At 45.1% G+C, this 24586-nt stretch carries 15 protein-coding genes and 2 pseudogenes; 12 read left to right on the forward strand and 5 right to left on the reverse strand.

Going from position 1 to position 24586, the window contains the following annotated elements:
- Window positions 1-17: 17 nt before the first annotated feature.
- Window positions 18-1202: an MFS transporter gene (locus QRX25_RS03605; RefSeq protein ID WP_013351342.1), complete on the forward strand. Its 1185-nt coding sequence runs from the start codon at window positions 18-20 to the stop codon at window positions 1200-1202.
- 43 nt (window positions 1203-1245) lie between these two features.
- Here the strand turns inward: QRX25_RS03605 and QRX25_RS03610 are convergent, their stop codons facing one another.
- Window positions 1246-2802, reverse strand: a complete 1557-nt coding sequence (locus QRX25_RS03610) for an ABC-F family ATP-binding cassette domain-containing protein (RefSeq protein ID WP_071348518.1) — start codon at window positions 2800-2802, stop codon at window positions 1246-1248.
- 170 nt (window positions 2803-2972) lie between these two features.
- On the opposite strand from QRX25_RS03610, the gene QRX25_RS03615 reads away from it, so the two are divergent.
- The gene (locus tag QRX25_RS03615; protein ID WP_212100611.1) at window positions 2973-4103 is read left to right on the forward strand and encodes a DEAD/DEAH box helicase; all 1131 of its coding nucleotides are present in this window, start codon (window positions 2973-2975) and stop codon (window positions 4101-4103) included.
- Between the two features lie 35 nt (window positions 4104-4138).
- Here QRX25_RS03615 and QRX25_RS03620 read toward each other — a convergent pair whose 3' ends face one another.
- Together QRX25_RS03620 and QRX25_RS03625 are read right to left on the reverse strand one after the other, a co-directional pair.
- A complete protein-coding gene (locus tag QRX25_RS03620; RefSeq protein WP_212100614.1) occupies window positions 4139-5146 on the reverse strand; it encodes an NADP-dependent oxidoreductase in 1008 nt (335 codons plus the stop codon).
- A gap of 129 nt (window positions 5147-5275) precedes the next feature.
- Window positions 5276-5626, reverse strand: coding sequence for a DUF3212 family protein (locus tag QRX25_RS03625; RefSeq protein WP_065982849.1), 351 nt, complete (start codon window positions 5624-5626; stop codon window positions 5276-5278).
- Between the two features lie 191 nt (window positions 5627-5817).
- Between QRX25_RS03625 and QRX25_RS03630 the strand changes: the two genes are divergently transcribed.
- The 4 genes and pseudogenes from QRX25_RS03630 to QRX25_RS03645 all read left to right on the forward strand — a co-directional run.
- Window positions 5818-6165, forward strand: a complete 348-nt coding sequence (locus QRX25_RS03630; protein WP_003155650.1) for a YflT domain-containing protein — start codon at window positions 5818-5820, stop codon at window positions 6163-6165.
- A gap of 160 nt (window positions 6166-6325) precedes the next feature.
- Window positions 6326-7591 (forward strand): pectate lyase, encoded by a 1266-nt coding sequence (locus QRX25_RS03635; protein ID WP_065980917.1) that lies wholly within the window; start codon window positions 6326-6328, stop codon window positions 7589-7591.
- A 124-nt stretch (window positions 7592-7715) separates the two neighbouring features.
- Window positions 7716-9152 (forward strand): anion permease, encoded by a 1437-nt coding sequence (locus QRX25_RS03640; RefSeq protein WP_013351349.1) that lies wholly within the window; start codon window positions 7716-7718, stop codon window positions 9150-9152.
- A 105-nt stretch (window positions 9153-9257) separates the two neighbouring features.
- Window positions 9258-9640 (forward strand): annotated as a pseudogene (locus QRX25_RS03645) (hypothetical protein); the annotation flags it as partial.
- A 198-nt stretch (window positions 9641-9838) separates the two neighbouring features.
- On the opposite strand, the gene QRX25_RS03650 reads toward QRX25_RS03645, so the two are convergent.
- Window positions 9839-10915: a sensor histidine kinase gene (locus QRX25_RS03650; protein ID WP_258415562.1), complete on the reverse strand. Its 1077-nt coding sequence runs from the start codon at window positions 10913-10915 to the stop codon at window positions 9839-9841.
- A 72-nt stretch (window positions 10916-10987) separates the two neighbouring features.
- A pseudogene (locus QRX25_RS03655) lies at window positions 10988-12856 on the reverse strand (sensor histidine kinase); the annotation flags it as partial.
- A gap of 247 nt (window positions 12857-13103) precedes the next feature.
- Between QRX25_RS03655 and QRX25_RS03660 the strand changes: the two are divergent.
- The 6 genes from QRX25_RS03660 (at window position 13104) to QRX25_RS03685 (ending at window position 24510) form a co-directional block, all read left to right on the forward strand.
- On the forward strand, window positions 13104-14180 hold the full coding sequence (locus QRX25_RS03660; RefSeq protein ID WP_212100617.1) for a response regulator: 1077 nt from the start codon (window positions 13104-13106) through the stop codon (window positions 14178-14180).
- 156 nt (window positions 14181-14336) lie between these two features.
- Window positions 14337-20249, forward strand: a complete 5913-nt coding sequence (locus tag QRX25_RS03665; RefSeq protein WP_212100620.1) for a SpaA isopeptide-forming pilin-related protein — start codon at window positions 14337-14339, stop codon at window positions 20247-20249.
- Window positions 20250-20358: 109 nt separating this feature from the next.
- Complete coding sequence (locus QRX25_RS03670; protein ID WP_115998068.1) at window positions 20359-21012, forward strand: class A sortase; 654 nt, start codon at window positions 20359-20361, stop codon at window positions 21010-21012.
- A 241-nt stretch (window positions 21013-21253) separates the two neighbouring features.
- Window positions 21254-22858, forward strand: coding sequence for a sensor histidine kinase (locus QRX25_RS03675; RefSeq protein WP_212100622.1), 1605 nt, complete (start codon window positions 21254-21256; stop codon window positions 22856-22858).
- Complete coding sequence (locus tag QRX25_RS03680; protein ID WP_014469885.1) at window positions 22855-23535, forward strand: response regulator; 681 nt, start codon at window positions 22855-22857, stop codon at window positions 23533-23535. Before QRX25_RS03675 ends, QRX25_RS03680 begins: the two co-directional genes overlap by 4 nt.
- 12 nt (window positions 23536-23547) lie before the next feature.
- Window positions 23548-24510, forward strand: coding sequence for a tripartite tricarboxylate transporter substrate binding protein (locus QRX25_RS03685; RefSeq protein ID WP_212100625.1), 963 nt, complete (start codon window positions 23548-23550; stop codon window positions 24508-24510).
- Window positions 24511-24586: the final 76 nt, after the last annotated feature.

Genomic DNA, 24586 nt, shown 5'->3' on the forward strand with positions numbered 1-24586 from the left:
ATAGGAGGCCTGATCAAATGGATACATCATCACAACAGAAAACAGGCTTATTCAGCCAGCCGAAAGCCGTTTGGGCGGTTGCGTTTGCCTGTGTTATTTCCTTTATGGGTATCGGACTTGTCGATCCGATTCTTCCGGCAATTGCCGCACAATTACATGCTTCACCTAGTGAAGTATCGCTGCTGTTTACAAGTTATTTGCTCGTGACAGGTTTTATGATGTTTTTCTCCGGGGCGATTTCCAGCCGGATCGGCGCAAAATGGACACTGCTTCTCGGACTTATTTTTATCATCGTGTTCGCCGCCCTTGGCGGAAGCTCAGGTTCAATCGCTCAGCTTGTCGGCTATCGCGGCGGCTGGGGACTCGGGAATGCTCTCTTTATTTCAACCGCGCTTGCCGTCATCGTCGGAGTGTCCGTCGGGGGCAGCGCCAAAGCCATTATTTTGTATGAGGCCGCGCTCGGACTGGGGATTTCCGTCGGACCGCTTGCAGGCGGAGAGCTTGGCAGCATCTCATGGCGCGCTCCGTTCTTCGGAGTGTCTGTCCTCATGTTAATCGCACTTTGTGCGATTTCGCTCATGCTGCCGAAGCTGCCGAAACCGGCAAAACGCGTCGGTGTATTTGACGCAATGAAGGCGCTCAAGTATAAAGGATTGCTGACCATGGCGTCGGCGGCGTTTTTATACAACTTCGGTTTCTTTATTTTGCTTGCCTATTCACCGTTTGTGCTTGATCTGGATGAGCACGGTCTCGGCTATGTCTTTTTCGGCTGGGGTTTATTGCTTGCGGTTACGTCTGTATTTACAGCACCGGCCTTGCATAAAGCGCTCGGCACCGTCCGTTCGCTCGTCGTTCTGTTCATCTCTTTTGCCGTGATTTTGTTTATTATGGGCATTTGGACAGAACACATGGCGCTTGTCATTACTTGCATCGTCATCGCAGGCGCTGTGCTCGGGATGGTCAACACCATTATGACGACTGCCGTCATGGGCTCCGCACCTGTCGACCGTTCCATCGCATCTTCTGCGTACAGCTCTGTCCGGTTCATCGGGGGAGCCATTGCGCCGTGGATTGCGGGAATGCTGTCAGAGCGTTTTACAGCCCACACGCCGTACCTTGTAGGAGGCGCGGTCGTGCTGGCGGGTATGCTGATCTTGCTTCTGGGACGCAAACATCTCGCCGGTATAAAAGCCGGACATTAAGAAAAAAAGGAACTTCCGCACAGGCGGGAGTTCCTTTTTGTATTTACAGCACTTTCGTCGTCCAAGACTCACAGTTCCATGTTTCCGTCGCGATATCCATGTAGAACTCCGGTTCGTGGGAAATCAGCAGAATGGAGCCTTTGTATTCTTTCAGCGCGCGTTTCAGCTCTTCTTTCGCATCGACATCCAGGTGGTTTGTCGGCTCGTCAAGCACAAGCAGGTTTGTTTCTGAATTGATCAGCTTGCACAGTCTGACCTTCGCTTTTTCTCCTCCGCTGAGAACGGAGACGCGGCTTTCAATATGTTTGGTCGTCAGGCCGCATTTGGCGAGGGCAGCGCGGATTTCATATTGGGTAAAGGAAGGAAATTCGCTCCACACTTCTTCGATACACGTATTGTTATTGGTTTCTTTCACTTCCTGCTCGAAATAGCCTGTGTATTGATGCTCGCCCCGTTCCACCGTGCCTGAGAGCGGCTGAATTTCACCGAGCAGGCTTTTTAACAGCGTCGTTTTCCCGATGCCGTTTGCGCCGTAGAGGGCGATTTTCTGGCCGCGTTCCATTTTGAGATTGAGCGGGCGTGACAGCGGAGTATCGTAGCCGATGACTAAGTCCTTCGTTTCAAAAATCAGCTTGCCTGACGTTCTCGCAGGCTTAAAATGGAATTCCGGTTTCGGTTTTTCAGCCGCCAGTTCAATCATATCCATCTTATCAAGCTTTTTCTGGCGGGACATCGCCATGTTTCTCGTGCTGACCCGCGCTTTGTTTCGGGCGACGAAATCCTTCAGCTCAGCCACTTCCTGCTGCTGTTTTTTATAGGCGGCTTCGAGCTGCTGTTTTTTCACTTCGTATACTTCCATGAATTGATGATAGTCACCGACATAACGCGTCAGCTCTTGGTTTTCCACATGATAAATCAAATTGATCACGCTGTTTAAAAACGGAATGTCGTGAGAAATTAAGATGAACGCATTTTCATATTCCTGCAAATAGCGTTTCAGCCATTCAATATGCTGCTCATCGAGGTAGTTGGTCGGTTCGTCCAACAGAAGGATTTCCGGCTTTTCCAAAAGCAGTTTGGCAAGCAGTACTTTTGTCCGCTGTCCTCCGCTTAAGTCAGTGACGTCACGGTCAAGTCCGACATCCTGCAACCCGAGACCCCGGGCGATTTCTTCGACTTTGCTGTCAATGACGTAGAAGTCATTATTCGTCAGGGCATCCTGAATGACACCGACATCTTCCAGCAGCTGCTCAAGCTCATCAGGATCCGCTTCGCCCATTTTGTTGTAAATCTCATTCATTTCTTCTTCCATCGCAAATAAGTAATGGAACGCATCCTTCAGCACGTCGCGGATCGTTTTCCCTTTTTCAAGCACGGTATGCTGATCGAGATAGCCGACGCGCACGTTTTTCGCCCACTCCACTTTTCCCTCATCAGGCTCAAGCTTTCCGGTAATAATATTCATAAACGTTGATTTACCTTCGCCGTTTGCTCCGATTAAGCCGACGTGCTCCCCTTTTAAAAGACGGAACGATACATTGTTAAAAAGCGCACGGTCACCAAAGCCGTGGCTTAAATCTTTTACGGATAAAATACTCATCATTACACCTCTATCGTTATCAGACACGCTGTTTAATCATGTGTCTTTCTCATTTATGATTATAAAGGAGGAGACCGTTTGTTAAAAGGCTTGGAAGGAAAAAGAAAATTGCGTTTGGCACGTGCATTTGAGATACTATGGAGTAGATTTTAAGAATTGAGGAGAACGACATGACCCAAACATGGCCATTTTTACAGCATACACAACCATTTATCGCCGAAAACTGGGAGGCGTCAGGCTTTCAGGAGCCGACCGTCATTCAGGAAAAAGCCGCTCAGGTGATCATGGAAGGAAAAGACGTCATCGCCGAATCCCCGACGGGAACGGGAAAAACATTGGCGTACACGCTTCCGGTTTTGGAGCGGATCAACCCGGAGCAAAAACATCCGCAAGTGATTATCTTAGCGCCGTCCCGCGAGCTTGTGATGCAGATTTTCCAAGTGATTCAAGATTGGAAAAAAGGCTCTGATCTTCGCGCTTTGTCTTTGATCGGCGGAGCAAACGTGAAAAAGCAGGTGGAAAAGCTCAAAAATAAACCGCATATCATTGCAGGCACACCGGGAAGGGTGTTTGAATTGATTCAGGCGAAAAAGCTCAAAATGCATGAAGTCAAGACGATCGTTCTTGACGAAGCTGATCAGCTTGTGACAAAGGAACACCGCGAAACGATGAAAAAAATCATTAAAACGACGCTGAGAGACCGCCAGCTTTTAAGCTTTTCAGCTACGCTGCAGCCGGAGACAGAAGAGGTGCTGAATGAGATCGCACACGAGCCGGCCGTTTTGAAAGTGAAGCGGAATACGGAGGAAAAGGCGCGGGTCACGCATCAATATCTCGTCTGCGATCAGCGGGATAAAGTGAAGCTGCTGCAAAAGCTGTCACGGCTGAACGGCATGCAGGCGCTCGTGTTCGTCAGAGATATCGGGAATTTAAGCGTCTATGCGGAAAAACTTGCGTATCACCATGTGGATCTCGGCATTCTGCACGGGGAAGCGAAAAAAATGGAGCGGGCAAACATATTATCAGCGTTTGAACGGGGCGAATTTCCGCTGCTTCTGGCGACTGACATTGCGGCGCGCGGACTCGATATCGATGATCTTCCGTATGTCATTCACGCGGACATACCGAATGAAGATGGGTATATCCACAGATCGGGCCGGACGGGGCGTGCCGGTAAAGAAGGAACCGTACTCAGCCTTGTCACACCGATGGAAGAATCCAAACTGAAAAAAATGGCCAAGTCACTCGGAATTGAGCTGAAAGAGGCTGTCTATTCAGGCGGAAGACTATCTGAGAAATAAGAAACGGAGGGCGAAAAAGCCCTCCGTTTTTTGATTTATACTTTGATGATCTGTTTGCCTTTATTTTCTCCTTTAAACAGGCCGAGGAACGCGTCAGGAATATTGCTGAATCCTTCCGTAATCGTTTCTTCATAATGAAGCTTTCCGTCCTTCAGCCATTCGGCTAATTGTTTCGCGCCTTCAGAAAAGCGGTCAGAATAATCACTGACGATGAATCCCTGCATCAGCGCTTTTGTTTTGATCAGCTTCGGCTGTACGCGGGGGCCCATGTCTTCCTCTTCACTTTCGGTATTGTATGAAGAGATCGCTCCGCATACCGGAATGCGGGCGAATTCATTCAGCAGGTTCATCACCGCATCTGAAATCGGTCCGCCGACATTGTCAAAATAGACATCGATGCCGTCAGGACATGCATGTTCAAGCGCTTTTTGAATATCATCTGCCGTTTTGTAGTTAATGGCTTCATCAAATTGAAGCTCCTCTTTCAGATACGCGATTTTTTCGTCAGATCCGGCAATACCGACAACACGCGCGCCTTTGATTTTAGCAATCTGTCCGACTGTTGAGCCGACGGCGCCCGCAGCTCCTGAAACGACGACGGTTTCGCCTTTTTTTGGACGGCCGATATCAAGCAGCCCGAAGTAAGCGGTCAGTCCGGTCATCCCTAAAATGCCGAGATAGGCCTGGGCGGGTGCGATATCTGTATCCAATTTGCGGAGGGCGGACTCATTGACGGCTGAATATTCCTGCCACGCGAGATTCCCGATCACAACATCGCCTTTTTTCAGCTTATTTCCGTCTGTCAGAACTTCGGCAATAACTCCGCCTGTTATGGCCTCATCTAAAGCGAACGGCTCGACATATGATTTTGTATCCTGCATCCGTCCGCGCATGTACGGATCAACGGAAACATAACTCGTTTTTACAAGCACTTCGCCGTCTTTCGGTTCGGGAACGGCAATCGTTTCAAAGCGGAAATCGTCATGGACGGGAACGCCTTGGGGGCGTCTTGCCAATTGAATCTGCTGCTGATTTTTCGTCATCCTAAATCCTCCTTCAACATGAGTGTTTGTTCCAAATGTAACACGAACCATTTCCCGAATACAAAATCAAACCGTCAGCCGGCATAAAAAAAAGAAGGGCTGGGGCCCTTCTTTCTTCATAAGCGTCATTTAAAAGAATAACCGATATATGTCGGTGTTTTTCTCATGTTCCAAATATTCATAGGCATTCGTTTTAGAAGAATGAAGCATATCAGTGGTGATCACAGGCCGAAGCGCGGTCAGATAAGAACCGAGCGTATTCTCAATTTCTTTCGGCAGAACGGATTCTATATCACCGATATTTATAATAATAGAGAAAACGAAATCGATATTAATATGAAAGGTATTTTCAGCAAAGACCGTAAGCTCTTTTATTCCGTCCGGGCAGCGGGTATGCCGGCGGAATACCTGCTTCACTAAATCACTGACAACCCAAGCGTTAAATTGCTGTTCCGGTGAAAAATAATGAATAGGAACCACCTCCCTGCTTGATCGGCTCATAAAGGTTTTTATTTTTCTGATAAAAGTGGCTCCTCCTACTGTAACATGTCCCGGAAGAAAATATCCACTGACAATCTTCCTGATTTTTCACGGAACTCTCTTTCTTTTGTTTGATACTCGATGAAGCGGGTAAACATCCAATATACAAAAACAAAAGGGAGGACTTATCAATGAAACCAGTAGTAAGAGAATATACAAATGATCAAAAACTGATGCAGGACGTAAAAGAGCTTCAGCAATTGGGTGTCGCAAAAGAAGACGTATATGTGCTTTCTCATGATGACGACAGAACGGATCGCCTGGCCGACAATACGGATGTCAATACCATCGGAGCGAAAGAAACGGGCATTAAACATGCGGTCGGCAATATGTTTAATAAAAAAGGCGATGAGCTCCGCAACAAAATTCACGAAATCGGCTTTTCAGAGGAGGAAGCATCACAATTTGAAAAGCGCTTAGATGAAGGAAAAGTTCTTCTGTTTGTCACGGATAACGAAAAAGTAAAATCATGGGCGTAAGCTGAACAGATCCCAAGGGGTTTTCGGTCCCTTGGGGTTTTTTTTGCGGGTTCCGCAATAAAACCGAAAGGCACTTTCAGTACATTTGCGGTGCTGTTTCTCAACTGATTTGATACAATATTTCAATAAATTGGAATGTCAATCAGGAGGAGCACAATTCATGAAAAAAATGCTATTTATGCTGGCGGTTTGTTTATGTATGATCCCAGCGGGTGTCCATGCCGCTGACCTAGGCCGGCAGACGTTAGGAACAAATGACGGCTGGGGAGCTGCTTCCGGCGGAACAACTGGGGGAGCGAAAGCCTCTTCATCCAATGTATACACCGTATCAAACAGAAAGCAGCTTGTTTCTGCATTAGGGGGAAGCGCCAACAGCACGCCGAAGATCATTTACATACAAGGCACAATCAATATGAATACAAACGATAACAATAAAACGCTCGGCTTTAATGATTATAAAGATCCGGCATATGATCTAAACGCATATCTGAAGGCGTACGACCCGGCTAAATGGGGGAAAAAAGCGCCGTCAGGCACCCAGGAAGATGCCAGACAGCGATCCCAAAAAAACCAGAAAGCGCGGGTCGTGATTGATATCCCTTCAAATACGACCATCATCGGCTCAGGCTTAAATGCCAAAGTAACAGGCGGAAATTTTAATATTAAGAACGGCGTCGACAATGTCATCATCCGCAACATTGAATTTCAAGACGCTTATGACTATTTTCCGCAATGGGACCCGACTGACGGGGACAGCGGCAACTGGAACTCGGAATATGACAATATCACCATTAACGGGGCGACGCACATATGGATCGATCATTGCACCTTTAATGACGGATCGAATCCAGACAGCGGTTTTCCCTACTATTACGGGAGAAAATATCAGCACCATGACGGCCAGACGGATATGGCCAACGGGGCGAATTATGTGACATTATCCTATAATAAATATAATGACCATGACAAAAGCTCCGTCATCGGAAACAGCGACAGTAAGACGTCAGATGAAGGAAAACTGAAGGTGACCATTCACCATAACTATTACCAGAACATCGTCCAGCGCGCACCGCGGGTCCGGTACGGGCAGGTTCACATTTATAATAATTTTTACGCAGGCTCGAAAAGCGCCGCATACCCGTTCAGCTATGCATGGGGAGCGGGACATGCGTCAAAAATATATGCCCAGAATAATGTCTTTGAAGTGCCGGGACTGGCTGCTGATAAGGTCATCAGCGTTTTCAGCGGCGGAAAATCGCTTCATGAAGACGGCACGCTTTTAAACGGCGCCGCCATTAACGCGTCAGCCGCCAACGGATTAAGTCAGTCCGTCGGCTGGACACCGTCATTGCACGGCTCCATCGGCTCATCATCAAATGTAAAATCCGATGTTATATCTAATGCCGGTGCGGGAATATTAAAATAAGAAACGAGAAACACAAAGGAAAATATTTCTTTGTGTTTTTTAATTAACAAAAACATTTATTAACTTAGTTAAGTAGTAAAATGGGATAGGGGATGGAAGATAACAAAATAGGAGGAGACCTGTAATGGCTTCAGAAAAAGACGCAAAAAAACAGCAGGCGGTAAAAATCATTCCATTGCTTATTACTGTTGCTGTGGGATTAATCATTTGGTTTATTCCCGCGCCGTCCGGACTTGAACCTAAAGCATGGCATTTGTTCGCTATTTTTGTCGCAACAATTATCGGCTTTATCTCCAAGCCCTTGCCAATGGGCGCAATTGCAATTTTTGCATTGGCAGTCACCGCGTTAACGGGAACGCTGTCTATTGAAGATACGTTAAGCGGATTTGGAAACAAGACAATCTGGCTGATTGTCATCGCCTTTTTTATTTCCCGGGGGTTTATCAAAACCGGGCTCGGCGCCAGAATTTCTTACGTATTCGTACAACGGTTCGGGAAGAAAACACTCGGCCTTTCTTATTCACTGCTTTTCAGTGATTTAATTTTATCTCCTGCCATTCCGAGCAACACGGCACGGGCGGGCGGCATTATTTTTCCTATTATCAGATCATTATCCGAAACATTCGGATCAACGCCGGCAGACGGAACAGAGCGGAAAATCGGCGCTTTCTTATTAAAGACCGGTTTTCAAGGAAACTTGATTACCTCTGCGATGTTTTTGACGGCAATGGCGGCGAATCCGCTGATCGCCAAGCTGGCCCATGATGTCGCAGGGGTGGACATCACATGGACAAGCTGGGCAATCGCGGCCATTGTACCAGGATTGGCGAGCTTAATCATTACGCCGCTCGTCATTTATAAGCTGTACCCGCCGGAAATTAAAGAAACACCGGACGCGGCTAAAATCGCAACGGAAAAATTGAAAGAAATGGGTCCGTTTAAAAAATCCGAACTCTCCATGGTCATCGTCTTTTTATTGGTGCTTGCGCTGTGGATTTTCGGAGGAAGTTTAAATATCGACGCAACAACAACGGCTTTGATCGGATTATCCGTTTTGCTTTTGTCACAGGTATTAACATGGGAGGACATCAAAAAGGAACAAGGTGCATGGGATACGCTGACTTGGTTCGCGGCGCTTGTTATGCTGGCGAATTTCCTGAATGAACTCGGTATGGTATCTTGGTTCAGCAATATGATGAAATCTTCTGTTTCCGGTTTTTCATGGATTGTGGCATTTATGATTTTAATTGTCGTATATTATTACACTCATTATTTCTTTGCGAGCGCAACCGCGCATATCAGCGCCATGTACGCGGCATTTCTCGCCGTAATCGTGGCAGCGGGCGCGCCGCCGCTATTGGCAGCGCTCAGCCTGGCGTTTTTCAGCAACCTCTTCGGTTCGACGACGCATTACGGCTCAGGAGCGGCTCCGGTCTTTTTCGGAGCGGGCTATATATCGCAAAGTAAATGGTGGTCCATCGGCTTTATCCTGTCGATCGTCCATATTGTGACATGGCTTGTAATCGGCGGATTATGGTGGAAAGTTTTAGGTTTGTGGTAGAAGAAAAAGGCAGACTCAGGTCTGCCTTTTTTTGTTTCTATAAGGAATGGGAAGGCTCAGCACATGATGACTTCAGCGGGAATACAATATTGCCGGGGTGATAATATGAGCAGCAGCCGTAATCAATACATGATATTGAAACAGAAGCCTTACAAATATATGAGCAGACATATGAAACGCTGGTATGAACAATACTATGTGATAATGAACAGCCGGAAATAGTGACGAAAAAACAGTTTCCGTCTTTAGATGAAAATCGATCTGCCTTGTGCGCACCCCAGCTGTGAGGTCCGGAAGGCAAAAGAGGCCCCGCCGGCTCCCGCGGTCCGCAAGGGGAGGCAGGTACGCCCGGTCCTCCGGGGCCTGAGGGGCCGCCGGGAGCGGTTCCGGCTGTCGCTTTTCAAAATAATGCAGAACAAATGACGATTCCGTTAGAAGGAACACCGATAAACGTGTTAAGCACTGTGATAGATGCCCCGGCGGATCAACACAGCGGCGGGATATGCAAGCGCGGGAGTTGCAATTTCTCAAGTGAAAACGGCCAGATTGGTGTGAATCATCTAAGCTTGGAAAAGGTATCACTTTTCTTCAAGCTTTTTTGTTTTTTCGTCTTTCTGAGTAAATAAAGGCTGACGGGAATTTCCCGACAGCCGGCAGAAGTATTTCATCCTGAAGTTAATCAGTATTTAAACAGATGACGATGTTTTTAGTGAGTCTGAATCATCCGTTGTGCCGGTGATGTGAATCATCATCGAAACTGCGGTGCCTGCATCCAGCGTGCTCTCGATAGTCAATTCACTTCCGCAAAAATGCTTCAGCCGCCGATTGATATTTTTCAGGCCGACACTGCGGTCAACATGGGAAGACAAGATATCTTTTTGTATGTCCGGCATGATGCCGGTTCCATTATCCTCCACTTTGATTAAATATGTGTTTTCACTTTGTTTTTTTGCCGTCAGCTTTACCCATCCGCCGCCTCTTTTCTTGCTGATCCCGTGATGAACGGCGTTTTCCACCAATGGCTGTATCATTAAAGGCGGAAGGCTGAAGTCCATGTCCTCATCGATGTCAAAAAGAATTTCCAGCCGTTTGCCGAAGCGTGTTTTTTCGATAGCCAGATACGACGTAATAATAGAAAGTTCGTTTTTGAATGAGCTGATGTCCGAAGTATTTTGAAAATCAAAACTCATCCTTAAATAGTTTGTAAATGCAGCAGTGGTTTCCCGTGCTTTTTCAATATCCAAATGGCTGAGCGCGATGATCGTATTTAATACATTGTAAAGAAAGTGAGGCTTGATCTGCGACTGAAGAAATGCCATTTCCAAATTTGTGGCTTGGTGAGCCGTATGCTTCATCAAAATTAAATTTTTAATACGCGCGGTGAATTCAGAGTAATGATAAGGCTTCTGTAAAATATCATTTGCACCGACATGAAAAGCCTTGTATTTGTCATGGCTGATTATGGCTGCCGTAACGATAAGAACCGGCAGCTCGACCATACTGAATCTTTCGCGGATATTTGTACAGACTTCAAATCCAGTCATGTCGGGCATCATCAAGTCTAATATCACCAAATCAAGCTTCGAGGAAGAGACAGCTTGAAGCGCTTCTTTTCCGCTTGTTACTGCGATTACGTTATAAGGAACACCTTCAAGCATATCAGTTAAAATTTTTAAACCCTCGATGTTATCGTCGACTATCAGAATTGTCGGAGCATCGATTTTTTTTGAGTGATAAGGCGTTCTCAAAGAAATATCCGGCATTTTCTGTCCGGGCTGCGATTTAGGAAGTCCGATCTTTGCTTCCGGTAAAGAATCAATTTGAGCGGCGGGTAATGTAAAATGAAATGCTGAACCTTTCGCCTCTTCTGACTCTGCCCAGATGTCCCCGTTTTGGAGCTTGACGAGCTGTTTCACAATACTTAAACCTAAACCTGTTCCATCCTCCTTATTTCCTCCCGCTTGCTGAAAGGAATCAAAAATGGTTTCAAGATCACCCTCAGGAATGCCGCTGCCGGTATCGGCCACGGTTATTTGAATCATGCTGTTATTCAGGCTTTCAGCAGAAAGAATAATTTTCCCCTCGGATGTGTACTTGATTGCATTTTCAACAAGATTCGTTAAGATTTGCCGAAATCGGTTTTCATCTGCAAGCACCAAGGGGAGATCGTCCGGCACATGATTAAGAATGTCGAGATTTTTATGTTTGGACAAAAGCCGGTAGAAGTTCATCTCACTGCATATTGCGGCATGCACATCAACAGGAACCGGACGAATCTTAAGCATACCCTGCTTCATTTTTTCCAAATCAAGAATATCATTGACGAGATTGGAAAGTCTGTAGCCCATCCGGATGATCAGCTGCATGTTTTCTTGCTCTTCCTCTATCGTCTTCTTTTTTCTGCCGGCTACAAGCGTCTGGCATATATTAATAATGCTGTTCAGCGGCGTTTTGAATTCGTGTGAAGTTTTGGCGATAAATTCATCTTTCAGTTGATTCATTTTGACTAATTTACGTGACAGGACTTCATTGTCCCGGAAAGCCCCGGCGAATTGCTGCGCCATCAGAAGAACCACTGCTAATAAAGCAATGACTGTCGGCAATGAATAAATCGAATTAAAAGAAACAGCCGTTCTGCCGCTGTAAGCTGAAATAGTCGTAAGAATCACAAAAGCGCTCATTGAAACAGATGCCAGTGTAAGGTACATGCTTCCTTTTATCTTCCGTATGGCAGCAATCGTAAAAATATATGTAATATAAAACAGAGTCATAACGGCAAGGACAGAATGTAAAATGTAAGAGAGGTGGTCAATAAAACTTACGGACACAAAATCAGTGACCAAGATGATCCCCGAAAAAGCAGTTAAAATGGTTATTGTCGTTTTTGACACAATTTCTCTGTATGCATAAAAGAGATAGAGAAAAACCGCAATGCTGACAAGCACGGTAGAGGTGCTGCGCAACAAATTCAGCAATGAAAACGATATAGACGGAAAGATGAGAAAGATCATTCTTTCTTTTCCGATCATAAGAATAATCGCTGAAAAAAGCAGACACATCACAGAAAAGAACAATAAATGTTTAGCCTTTGTTCTTTGCAGAAAAAAGCCGAGAAAATATAAACCGGTAATGAAAAAAGCCGTGATCATAATAGAATCATTAAGAAAGGAAATTTGATTTTCGCGTATAATTTGTTCTTGAGTCCCAAACGTTATCGGTTTTGCGATCCCCCAGCCAGGCACTTTTCCGAAATTCGAAAATTGCAGGACAAGTTCATTATCACCCTTGTGAAGCATGAAAAAGCAAGTATACGGTTTGTTCTGAGCCTCAAAATCAGCTTTCTCTGAAGGTCTGCCGCTCTGTCCGATCAATTGTCCATTAAGATAAAGGCGGTTTGAACTGTAGATAAAAGATGTGCTGATTCCGAAAATCTGATTCTCTTTATTTGAACGGATTGTCAGTTTGTATGTTCCGTAATCGATATCGGCTGTTTTTCTGAACAGCTTCACATTGACAGGGACATCAACGAGTACAGGTTTTTTTCCTTTTTCTGAATGAAGATCCCGCGGTGACAGCATTTGATTTGGATACAGAAACCATTTCCCATTCAGCTGGACATTCCCGTCCTTATGAAAATCCCAATTCTTCAGGTTGATCACTCCCTGTTCTGCTTTAGGGAGAGTTGTTCCGGAGAAATGATCCATGGCTATAAAAATGATAAAGAAGGCAGCGTAGCCGCAAATAATCGAAATAGAAATAAATTTTTCTTTCACATCATTACTCCTTTATCCCATTCAGGGTCATTCTATTATCCTATTCAATGTATAAATATTGTAATCCTAAACTTCATAAAACAACAAGAGAAAGAAAAAGAATCCAACTATATAGGGCGTTGGGCGTGGTATAATTGGAATTATTTTCAGATATCTATATTGACGGGTGGGATGCGTTTTGAAAGCGTTAATTGTGGATGACGAGGAACTGGCATTGCTTCATTTTAATCATATGCTTGAGCGGACAAACGCCTTTCAATCTATTTTAATGTTTCAAGATCCGGCGGACGTTCTGGAGTATTCGGGGCTGTCAGCAGCTGATGCGGTGTTTCTTGACATTGAAATGCCCGGGATAAACGGTATTGAGCTTGCTGAATCAATTCAGGCGATTAATGAAAATATTCAAGTTATTTTTATCACCGCTTATAATGAATTCGCTATAAAAGCATTTGAGTTAAATGCTGTTGATTATCTTTTAAAACCGGTTGACAATGCCAGGCTGCTGACAACCGTTGAGCGAATCCGAATGAATAAAAAGCTCAGGACGGCAGACGAAAATACAGGGACGGATTATTTTATACAATGTTTTGGAAACCTGGACTTTTATCAATCGTTAAATGGTGTCAAAACATACATAACAGTCAAGTGGAGAACATCCAAAGCGCGTGAACTGTATGCATTTTTACTTCTTAATCAAGGGCGCACGGTCAGTAAAGACATGCTGATTGAGATGTTTTGGCCTGCTTATGAGGTTTCAAAAGCGAGCACCCAGCTCTACTCGACAATATATCAGATACGGAAATTAATCAGTCAGCTGCCCTTCAGCCAATCCATAGAAAATACCGATACAGGATATATTCTTCGGCTTTCCGGGGTAAAGGTTGATACAGTTGACTGGGAAAATACATTAAAAGAAGCTCCCCCGCTCAGTCAAGCTGCATTAACCCGGCACATGGACATTGTCATGTCATATGAGAACCATTATCTGATGGAGAATGGCTATCTGTGGGCGGAGCAGGAAAAAACACGTCTGGCCCATCTGTGGCTCAGCAAAGCGTACGAACTGATTGATTTTCTCATTCAAGAAAAGAACGAGCATCAAGCAATGGACGTTTGCCTGCAGGTCGAGAAAATAGAGCCCCGTGACGATAAAATTATACAATACAAACTGCAGTTATTTAATAAATTGGGAAAAGTTGAAGAGGCGATAAAAGAATATGAACGCTATAAACAATTGAAGGACTGGACCGGCTGATGCCGGTCTTTTTTTTTGCGTTATTTCTGAAATGATCCTATGTACAGAATTTGTATAGGTCGATTTCATACAATGTAGTTTGGTTCGGATAAGGAGAATCCCATGCTTACGGGCTTGTTCGAACGTAAGTCTATATAAAAGGGGAGGAATAAGACATTGGGAGTGAGGAACTTTTCGTTCAGCCCGCAAAAAAGCAAAAGGCTGAGGACAGCATTGATCACATGCTTCTCGCTGTTTTTCATCTTCAGCCAAGTTGTCAGCTTTACTCCGATCGCAGCGGCTTCCGGATCACAACTAAGCGAGAGCGGGTTCTTTGATTCAGTCACGGTCAAAGACGGCAAACAGCAGACCGTTGACGGATCAAAAGGCAGTGAGCCGGCTTTAACACCGAAAGATGAAGTGACACTGACATACGAATGGTCACTGAAAAACAAAGAAGATGCAAGTGACCGAAATATCACCTTAAAGATCCCTGAAAGTTTTACATTAGATAACGATATCGAAGGTGAGCTGAAATCAGCTGATCGGGTTATCGGTATATATAAAGCTGAAGCAAAAAGCAGTACTCTTGAGGTGAAAGTGAACAAGGCAAAGGCGGATGCCGATGATGTCAAAGGCTCCATTACACTGTCGGCGAAGTTTACACCTGACGTAACAGATGAAACGAATATGGCAAAAGCTCTTTTTCAACTGGACGCCGGCAAGACCCAGCAGGTGATCATACCTGTGAAGAAAGATGAGACAACGAATTCCGAAACAGAAAAAAACACCTCTTCAAAACCTGCTGAGCCTCAGGAAGAAGCAGAGAAAAAGTCAACATCTGCAGACAGCAGGGATAAGGAAGAACAGACAATGAAATCAAGCACTTCTGCTAAGCGCAGTCAATCAAAAATGGTGATTTCAAGCAAACCTGCTGTTAAAAGCCTTCAATCAGGCGGAAGCCAGATTACGCAAAATATTTTAACTGATGTGAAATTGACGGATGAAAAAGGAAAACCATTTGACAAAAACAACCGTGCGAATACGAATTCTCCGGCGAATATCACCATTCAATGGGCGATCCCGAATGAGCTGGGGAAAACAATAAACGACGGTGATCGATATGAATTTGATCTGCCTAAAGAATTTATCATGCACAATGACATTACGAACCAGCCATTGACCAACGGCGACATTACGTACGGAACTTTTTCCATTAATACGAGCGGCCATGTCATCATGACGTTTAACGGCGAGGTAAAAGAAGATTTTAATGTCAAAGGGTCATTGTATATAAACACCCAATTCAATCAGAAAGAAATAAAAGGGTCAACCACACAAAAGATTAAGTTTCCGGTTAACTCTGATACCCCGGAAGTAACGGTTTATTTTAAACCGAATGTCAATAAAACCATTGATAAATCAGGGTCATTGGATAAAGGCATTAACCCCGGAAAGGTAACGTGGACGGTTGATCTTAATAAAAAGGAAGAAGAAGTCAAAAATGCAAAATTGACGGAAAGTCTTCCGGACGGTTTGACCTTCCGCTCTGTGAAAGTGTATGAACTTGATGTGAATATTGACGGCTCGGTGAGTCAAGGAAGTGAGATAACGTCAGGCTTTACCGTCGATGACAACGGAAATGTCACATTCGCCGGGACGATTGATTCAGCCTATCGGCTCATATATGACACAGTTATTGATGACGATGCAAAGCCTGCTAAAGGCGGAAATATCAAGCTGACAAACAAGGCGGCATTCAGCGGGGATAATGCGGAGCCGATTTCTGCGGAAGCCTCCGTAACGGCGGGCTACGGAAAAATGATTGAAAAATCTTCGACCGGTTATAAAGGGGAAACCCAAACGTTCAGCTGGGCTGTTATGTACAATTACGGTGAGAAAAAGATTGATCAATCCAAAGCCGGCATCAAGGATACGTTCGGATCAGACGATCTGCACCTTGTTCCCGGATCTTTGAAAGTCCTTCCGATTACATTCAGCCAAAACGGCAGCGAACAAGAAGGCGCCCCATTAAAAGAAGGCGGGGATTATACGCTGACTGATAACGGGAACGGCTTTGAGATCAAATTCAAGCAAACTGTCACAGGAGCATATAAGATCATTTATCAATCTCAAGTCAACGATGGGGTCATTATTGACAGTCCTGTCAAATACACCAACACAGCAGTTACAGATACGGGGGAATCAAAGGAAACTCCGGGGACAGCCATTCAGCAGAATCTGATCAAAAATTATTCAAACGCAGACTATGAGAAGAAGACGGTTGATTGGACAATCACAATTAATAAAAACCGTTACACAATGAAAGACTGGACTCTGGATGATCAATTCACCAGCGGAGGTCTGGCGCTCATTGATGATTCATTTAACATGCAAGATACGACTGATAACAAAACGCTGAAAGAAGGAACAGATTATACAATAACAAAAAAACCCGGAAATCAAGGCTTTACAATAGCATTGATCGGGGATTACGCAGAAACAAACAGTCAGTTTAAGATCACGTATACGACAAAATTCAACACTGACTTTTCTAACGAAAACATCAAGAATACGGCGGAGTCGACATGGACCGATAAAAACGGCGGCAAACGCACAAATAAGGAATCAAGCGGCTTCACACCGAACAATCAGACTTCCCATAACGGATTCAAAAACGGCTCATACAACGCCGTATCAAAAGAAATCACATGGAAAGTCGGCATCAATTACAATGGCGAACCTTCAAAGAATCCTTATATAAAAGATGCGATAACAGATGGTCAGCAATTTTTGCACGGATCGGTTGCCGTCAAAAAGTACACCATCAGTAAAAACGGTTCCATTACTGAAGGAGAGGCGCTGGATCCTTCAAAGTACGAAGTGGAAGAGCCGTCAGACGGCAACAAAAATACATTAACCGTACATCTTAAAACAGATGACTCTGTACCATATCTGATTGAATTCAAAACGTCACTGAAAGGTCAGGTCATTAAACAGAATCAATACACAAACAAAGCAGAGTACTATAATGATGACCATGCAGACCGAACGTTGACGGGTTCAGTATCAATCGCAAACGGCGGAAACCTGGTTTCTAAAGGCGGCAAACAGAGCGGGAACTATATCGATTGGAACATCAATGTCAATGCCAGCCAATCGACACTGGATGACGTAAAAGTCAAAGACACCCCGGATGAGAACCAAATAATAGATGAAGGTTCTTTTAAAGTATATCAAGCAAAATATAATGAGAACGGCGTTATAAAAGACAGCAGCGGAAACCTTGCTGCGGGTGATGTGCAGCTTGAGAAAGATAAGGACTATAAATTAGATGTTAAAACCGACAATGTCACCGGTGAACAATCATTTGTCCTCACCTTTACAGGCAGCTATAAACAAATAGACCGTGCGTATGTCATACAATATCGTTCTCTCATTAATATTTCCGGCAGCAGCGGTCAGGTCAACAACAAAGTATCAATATCAGGGACAAATGTTAAGGAGCAGACCCAGGAGAATAACAGCTCAGTGCTTGTCGCCATTTCAAGCGGCGGCGGTTCAGGATCAGGAGAGAAGGGAAGCATGACGATATCCAAAACAGGATCAGACGGTGCATCTCTTCCGGGAGCAGATTTTCAATTATGGTCTAAAGACGGCAAGCAGCTGCTGCGTTCAGGCACAACAGATGAAGCCGGTAAACTTACGTTTGGGAATATCCGTTACGGAACCTACGTACTGAAAGAAATAAAGGCTCCGGACGGCTACACGATCAGCGACGCTTATGTAAACGGGGTCTCTGTAACGGTCGACAGTAAATCCTCCGGTGCGGGTGCTTCCTACAAAGTGATAAATCAAAAAAGTAAGGTGACGCTTATCAAAAAAGACGAAAACAACAATCCTTTGGCGGGTGCCTTATTTAAGCTGGAGAAAAAATCAAGCGACGGTACCTATACATTAATAAGAAGTAATATTGAAAGCGATAAAAACGGGAAGGTTGAAATAAACGGTCTGCCAGCGGGGTACTATCGACTGATGGAGACGAAAGCTCCTTCAGGGTTTATCGTAAACACAAAAGCGATTCACTTCTCAGTCGCAAAGAACGAAAAGAATCAAGTGCCTGATGTTGAATTGGGATCAATGGTTAATTATCAAGGAAAAGCCGCTTTAACGAAGGAAGATGCGGAAGGCCGGAAGCTTGAAGGTGCAGTCTTCAAAATCATCGACAAGGAAGGAAAAACGGTTCAGAAAGATCTGGTTTCAGATCAGGACGGCAAAGTAGAGACTTCCGGACTTGCACCCGGACATTACGCCTTCATCGAAACAAAAGCGCCTGACGGTTATGTGTTAAACACGGAGAAAAAAGAATTTACCATCTCAGAATCAGCGGAAGGAAAGCCGGAGTCGGCTGACGCCGGCTCCGCCGTCAACTATAAAGGCTCAGTCCGGCTGACGAAGGAAGATGCGGAAGGCCGGAAACTTGAAGGTGCGGTTTTCCAGATTATCGATCAGGATGGAAAAACGGTTCAAAAAGAGCTGGTTTCAGATCAAGACGGAAAAGTAGAAACTTCAGGTCTTGCACCGGGGCGTTACGCCTTCATCGAAACAAAAGCGCCTGACGGTTATGTGTTAAATACGGAGAAAGTGGAGTTTACAATCTCAGAATCGGCGGAAGGAAAGCCGAAGCCGGCAGACGCAGGAACGGCCGTCAACTACAAAGGCTCTGTCCAGCTGACGAAGGAAGATGCGGAAGGCCGGAAACTTGAAGGTGCAGTCTTCCAGATTATCGATCAGGATGGAAAAACAGTTCAAAAAGATCTGGTTTCAGATCAGGACGGAAAAGTAGAAACTTCAGGTCTTGCACCGGGGCGTTACGCCTTCATCGAAACAAAAGCGCCTGACGGTTATGTGTTAAATACAGAGAAAGTGGAGTTTACCATCTCAGAATCAGCGGAAGGAAAGCCAAACCCGGCAGACGCAGGAACGGCCGTCAACTATAAAGGCTCAGTCCGGCTGGTCAAGAAGGATCAAGACGGAAACGTTTTAGACGGTGCAGTATTCAAAATCACTGACAGTGATGGAAAAACTGTAAGAGATGATCTGATGACAAAAGAAGGCGGCAAGATTGACGCCGGCGGTTTGGCACCGGGAAGCTATCAATTTGTTGAAAAACAAGCACCGGATGGTTATCTGCTGTCAACGACCCCTGTGCCGTTTACGATTAAGGCTGAGAACAACGGAAAACCGGATCAGGCTGTCCTGACTGCAATTAACATCAAGAACAGTGTTGTTCTCACAAAATTCGATCAGGACGACAAACGGAAAGTACTGAAAGATGCAGAGTTCAAACTGACAGATGCAAACGGCAAAGTGCTGACAGAGGGTCTGACTACAGATGAGCACGGGCGGATTATTGTGCGGGGACTGAAAGCGGGCGAATATCAATTTATCGAAACAAAAGCGCCTGAACTTTACAGTTTGGATCAAACGCCAATATCATTCAAGGTTACAAATACCGACATAAAACCAATCGAAATCAGTGCGAAAAACAAATTAACGCCTGGCGATGTAACACTGACAAAAGTGGATCATGACGATAAAAATAAGGTGTTAGAGGGTGCTGAATTCAAGATAACAGATACCGGCGGACATCCGGTAAACACGGACGGAAGCAGCGAAGATCGGCCGGCGTTATGGAAAACGGATAAAAAGGGACAGTTTACGGTGAAAGGATTAGCACCGGGACAGTACCGATTTATCGAAACAAAAGCGCCTGACGGCTATCAGCTGAATGAAAAACCAATTGAATTCACAATTGAAAAAGGACAGTCAAAAGCTGTTGAAGTTGTCGTTTCTAATAAGAAATTAAAAAATCCCGCACCTGGGAAAGACACACCGAATCATCAAACGAAGCAAGGCGGGCATCACCCTGATACCAATGATAAAGCCAATCATCCGGATACAGGAAAAAACCTGCCGAAAACCGGTGATACGGACGGTATGATGCAGGTGACGGCCGGTATTCTGCTGCTATTAGCCGGCGGAGCCGCGGCTCTTGTATCAAGAAAGAAGAAGGCAAGAAATAGATAGACGTTATCGCACCTGATCATGTAAGAATCGATCAGGTGCTTTTTTAAAACGAAAGTCATTTCACAACAAGTACCCATCCCGTATTATGTACAAGAAAGGAATTTTCTTCATGTTTAAAAAATCGATCATTGCTGTTCTGATTCTATCCGGGCTGCTTCTTGTCACCTCTCCTCTCATGAAAGGCTGCCTTATCGCGCACCTCAGTAAAAGCCATAGTGAATCTGAATTGACCGCAGAACAGGCGCGGAAAAACAACATGAAAAAAGCGGACTATGCATTTGATTCAGTTCATCCTCCCGGTTTTAGGGAAACCGTTCAGTCAAGTTTTAACCGCAAATCGAAACCGATAATCGGACGGATCACCATCAGCAGCATCAATTTGGAGCTCCCGATTTTAAAAGGCACAACCAATGAAAACCTGCTGATCGGCGCGGCAACTATGCGCCCGGATCAGAAAATGGGAGAGGGAAACTACCCGTTGGCAGGTCACCATCTAAGGCAGAAGAACCTATTGTTCGGCCCTCTTTTACACATAAAAAAAGGCGCGCAAATCGTAATTACTGATTTTAGAAAAGACTATATTTATTCTGTAACATCAAAAAGCATGATTTCAGAAATAGAAGCAAACATAATTCAGGAGACAAAAGAAAAAGAGATTACTTTAATCACATGTGACAAAGCGGTAAATACCGAAGGACGTCTGGCCGTCAAAGGAAAGTTGATTGATATTGCCGGTCATTCAAATGTATCTCAGCCATCATAGAGAATCATTCTGTCAACTGAATATACGTCAGTAATTAAACTTCGCGAGACTGGCTTCTGTCAGTCTCTTTTTTGCGCAGCGGTTATAAAAAGTCCGTCCTGCTTCACTCTCTTGAGTAAAATGATACCTATCACACTTTTTTACAGGAATTACAAGAGAAAAAGATCACGAAAATTCTTAAAAATGAAAAATAAGGATTTGAAAAGTGGTATCATTTTAGGAGGAAAGGACGGCGGGTGCTGTGTTGGAAGAGAAGCGGTTTTATGTCTCTCTGCAAATGAAAATAGCCGGATTAATCACGGCTTTATTAATACTTGTCATCGGAACGCTCACCGTTATATTTGCCTTTCAGCAATTAAATGAAGGCCAGAAGCAGGCTGAACAGCTGGCGGTGCAAACAGCAAAAACCATTTCTTACATGCCGCCTGTAAAAGAGGCATTCCGGCTTGCGGACGAAGATGCTTTTACAAAGTTAGACGTCATTGAACAAATGAAAGAACAGGCAGGTGCGCACGCCGTCAGCATTACTGACCAAAAAGGGCATGTTGTATTTCATTCGGACCGCAGCAGAATCCCAAAAGAAGATCAAAATCTGCAAAATAAAACCGTCATGTTCGGCGGATCTCCGGTTTCCGAGGGAATAAAGGCCGTCCGGGGAAGCGCACCGGTTATTTTGGAGGAAAAAAATCATAACGAAGTGGTCGGAACGGTGACAGTCGAGTTTTTACAAGATAAGATAGAAAAAGATATGAAAGCGCATCTGCGGCATTTAGGCTATTTTGCATGTTTGGTGTTTCTTATCGGCATCGGGGGAGCGGCGGCACTCGCAAAAAGCATCCGTAAAGATACACTCGGCCTTGAACCGCATGAAATTGCGGCGCTGTATCGGGAGCGAAATGCGATGCTCCTGGCGATTAAAGAAGGGATTATCGCCGTAAACAAAGAGGGCGCGGTAACAATGATGAATTTATCCGCGGCTGATATGCTGCATCTTCCGGAACCGATGATCGGAAGGCATATAAAAGAAATCATGCCCGGCGCGAAGCTCATGCCGGTTTTGGCAGGGGGAGAATTACCGCCGAATGTGGAGGTGCGGGCCGGAGATAAAGTATTCATCTTAAACGTGAAAGAAATGAGGCAGGCCGGGCAAGTATACGGAGCGGTCATAAGCTTCCGCGAAAAGACGGAGCTCAAAAAGCTGATTAACAAGCTGACCGAAATGAAAAAATACTCGGAGGATCTGCGGGCGCAAACGCATGAATTCTCAAATAAGCTTTACGCGATACTCGGTCTGTTAGAGCTGGGAGAATACGAGGAAGCCATTGAACTGATTAAAGAAGAGTATGCCATCCAAAATGAACAGCATGAAATCCTTTTTCAAAACATTCATTCCCAGCGGGTTCAGGCCATACTATTAGGAAAAATGGGAAAAGCCTCTGAGAAAAAAGTGAAGCTTTCGATAGATGAAAACAGCTTTTTAGAGTCGCTGCCGGAGCATGTGGGTTCATCTCAGCTCATTACGATCATCGGAAATCTTATTGATAACGCTTTTGACGCCGTCGCCGAAAAAGAGAAAAAAGAGGTAGCCTTTTTTATGACCGATATCGGCAGGGATATCGTCATAGAAGTGGCGGACTCAGGGGACGGCGTGCCTCAGGAAAAAACAGGAACGATATTTGAAAAGGGATACTCTTCAAAGGGGACAAGGAGAGGATACGGCTTAGCCAATCTGAAGGAAGCCGTCAGTGAATTGCAGGGATGGATAGAGATTTCCCAGCAAAAGAGCGGCGGTGCCGTATTTACGGTGTTTATACCGAAAGAAAGGCCAAAGGGGGAATCCGTGTGATTAACATCGCGATTGCAGAGGACGACTTTCGAATAGCGCAAATCCATGAAAAATTTATCGAACATCTGGATGGATTCAATGTCATCGGCAAAGCAATCAACGCAAAAGACACCTTATCTCTGCTTGAGAAACAGCAGCCTGATCTGCTGCTATTGGATATTTATATGCCGGATGAGCTGGGAACAGATCTGCTCCCGCTCATCCGCCGCCGTTTTCCTTCCGTTGATATCATTATTATTACGGCTTCTGCTGAAACAAGGCTGCTGCAGGAAGCGCTCAGATCAGGCGTTTCCCACTATGTCATAAAGCCGGTTTCGGCACGTAAATTTACAGACGTGCTTTTGCAGTACCGTGAAAAAAGAGAATGGCTGCACTCACAGCCGGAGCTGAGCCAGTCCGTAATCGACATGTTTTTCGGAAGCAGTCAGAAAGAACAAAAACAGCTCAGTGATCTGCCGACAGGCATTAACTCTATTACACTTCAAAAAATCAAAAACGCGCTCAGGACTGCCCAAAAGGGGATGACGGCTGAAGAGCTGGGCGAAAAAATGGGCGCCTCCAGAACAACCGCGCGGCGCTACGCCGAGTTTCTCGTTTCTCGGGAAGAAGCGCTCGCTGAATTAGAATACGGCATTATCGGCAGGCCGGAACGAAAATATTATTTAGCACATGAATAAGGGATGGGAGAAATGAAGCGGTTTGGAGTGCTTCTTATTATGCTGGCGGCGCTGGTTTCATTGGACGGACGGCAAATGGCGGGCATCCGCTCAGACGGGGGACCGATTGAGATTGTCGTACCCGCAGCGCCTCAAGGGGGCTGGGATGTAACGGCAAAAGCTTTGCAATCAGTAATAGAGCGGAAACATATTTTGGGACGGCCCGTAAAGATCGTCTATAAGCCCGGCGGAGGCGGAGACAGCGGGTGGAAATACGTGAATGAACGAAAAACGGATGTCATCAGTATGAATTCAAGCCTGCTGTTAAGCAATGAAATCTTGGGCCAAAGCCGGCTGAAGGCAGCTGATTTTACGCCCTTGGCCATTATCGCAAAAGAGTGGCAGACTGTCGCTCTTCCGAAAGATTCAAAGATAAAAAGCGGGAAGCAGCTGCTCGGTGCTATTAAAACACATCCGGGCGGCATAAAAATCGGATTTGCGCCAGGTCTCGGAAATGATGACCAGCTCTCCTTTGCGAGAGCCGCGGAAATGGCCGGAATTTCTCTGTTTGATATCCGCTTTTTTCAATACGGGAGCAGCAATGAGGTTATTGAAGCGCTTATCAGTCACGATATAGATGCGGCCTCAATGACCATTTCAGAAGCGAGAAACGCCTATCAGAAGGGAAAAATCACATTAGCGGCCGTTACTTCTGACAAAAGGCTCTCCGGCTTCAGCGATGTCCCGACCTGGAAAGAGCAAGGAGTGCCGTTTGTCTTTGCGCACTGGAGAGGCATCATGGGGCCGAAAGACATGACCGAAGGCGAGATCGCTTATTGGGATCAGGCTTTGAAACAGATTACCTCATCCGCGGAGTGGAAGCAAATGATGAAAAAACGGGATTGGGAGAGCTTTTATAAAAACAGCAGCGGCGCAAAACGCTTTTTAGAAGAACAGGCCGAGTTTTATAAAGAGATGATGAGCAGCGAAAAATAAGGATTCCGCAGACATGCGGAATGCTTTTTTATTTATAACTGAACAAAATGATCAAAAAGGTTATAAAAAATTAAAA

Source organism: Bacillus sp. L381 (assembly GCF_030284525.1).
Classification (GTDB): Bacteria; Bacillota; Bacilli; order Bacillales; family Bacillaceae; genus Bacillus; species Bacillus amyloliquefaciens.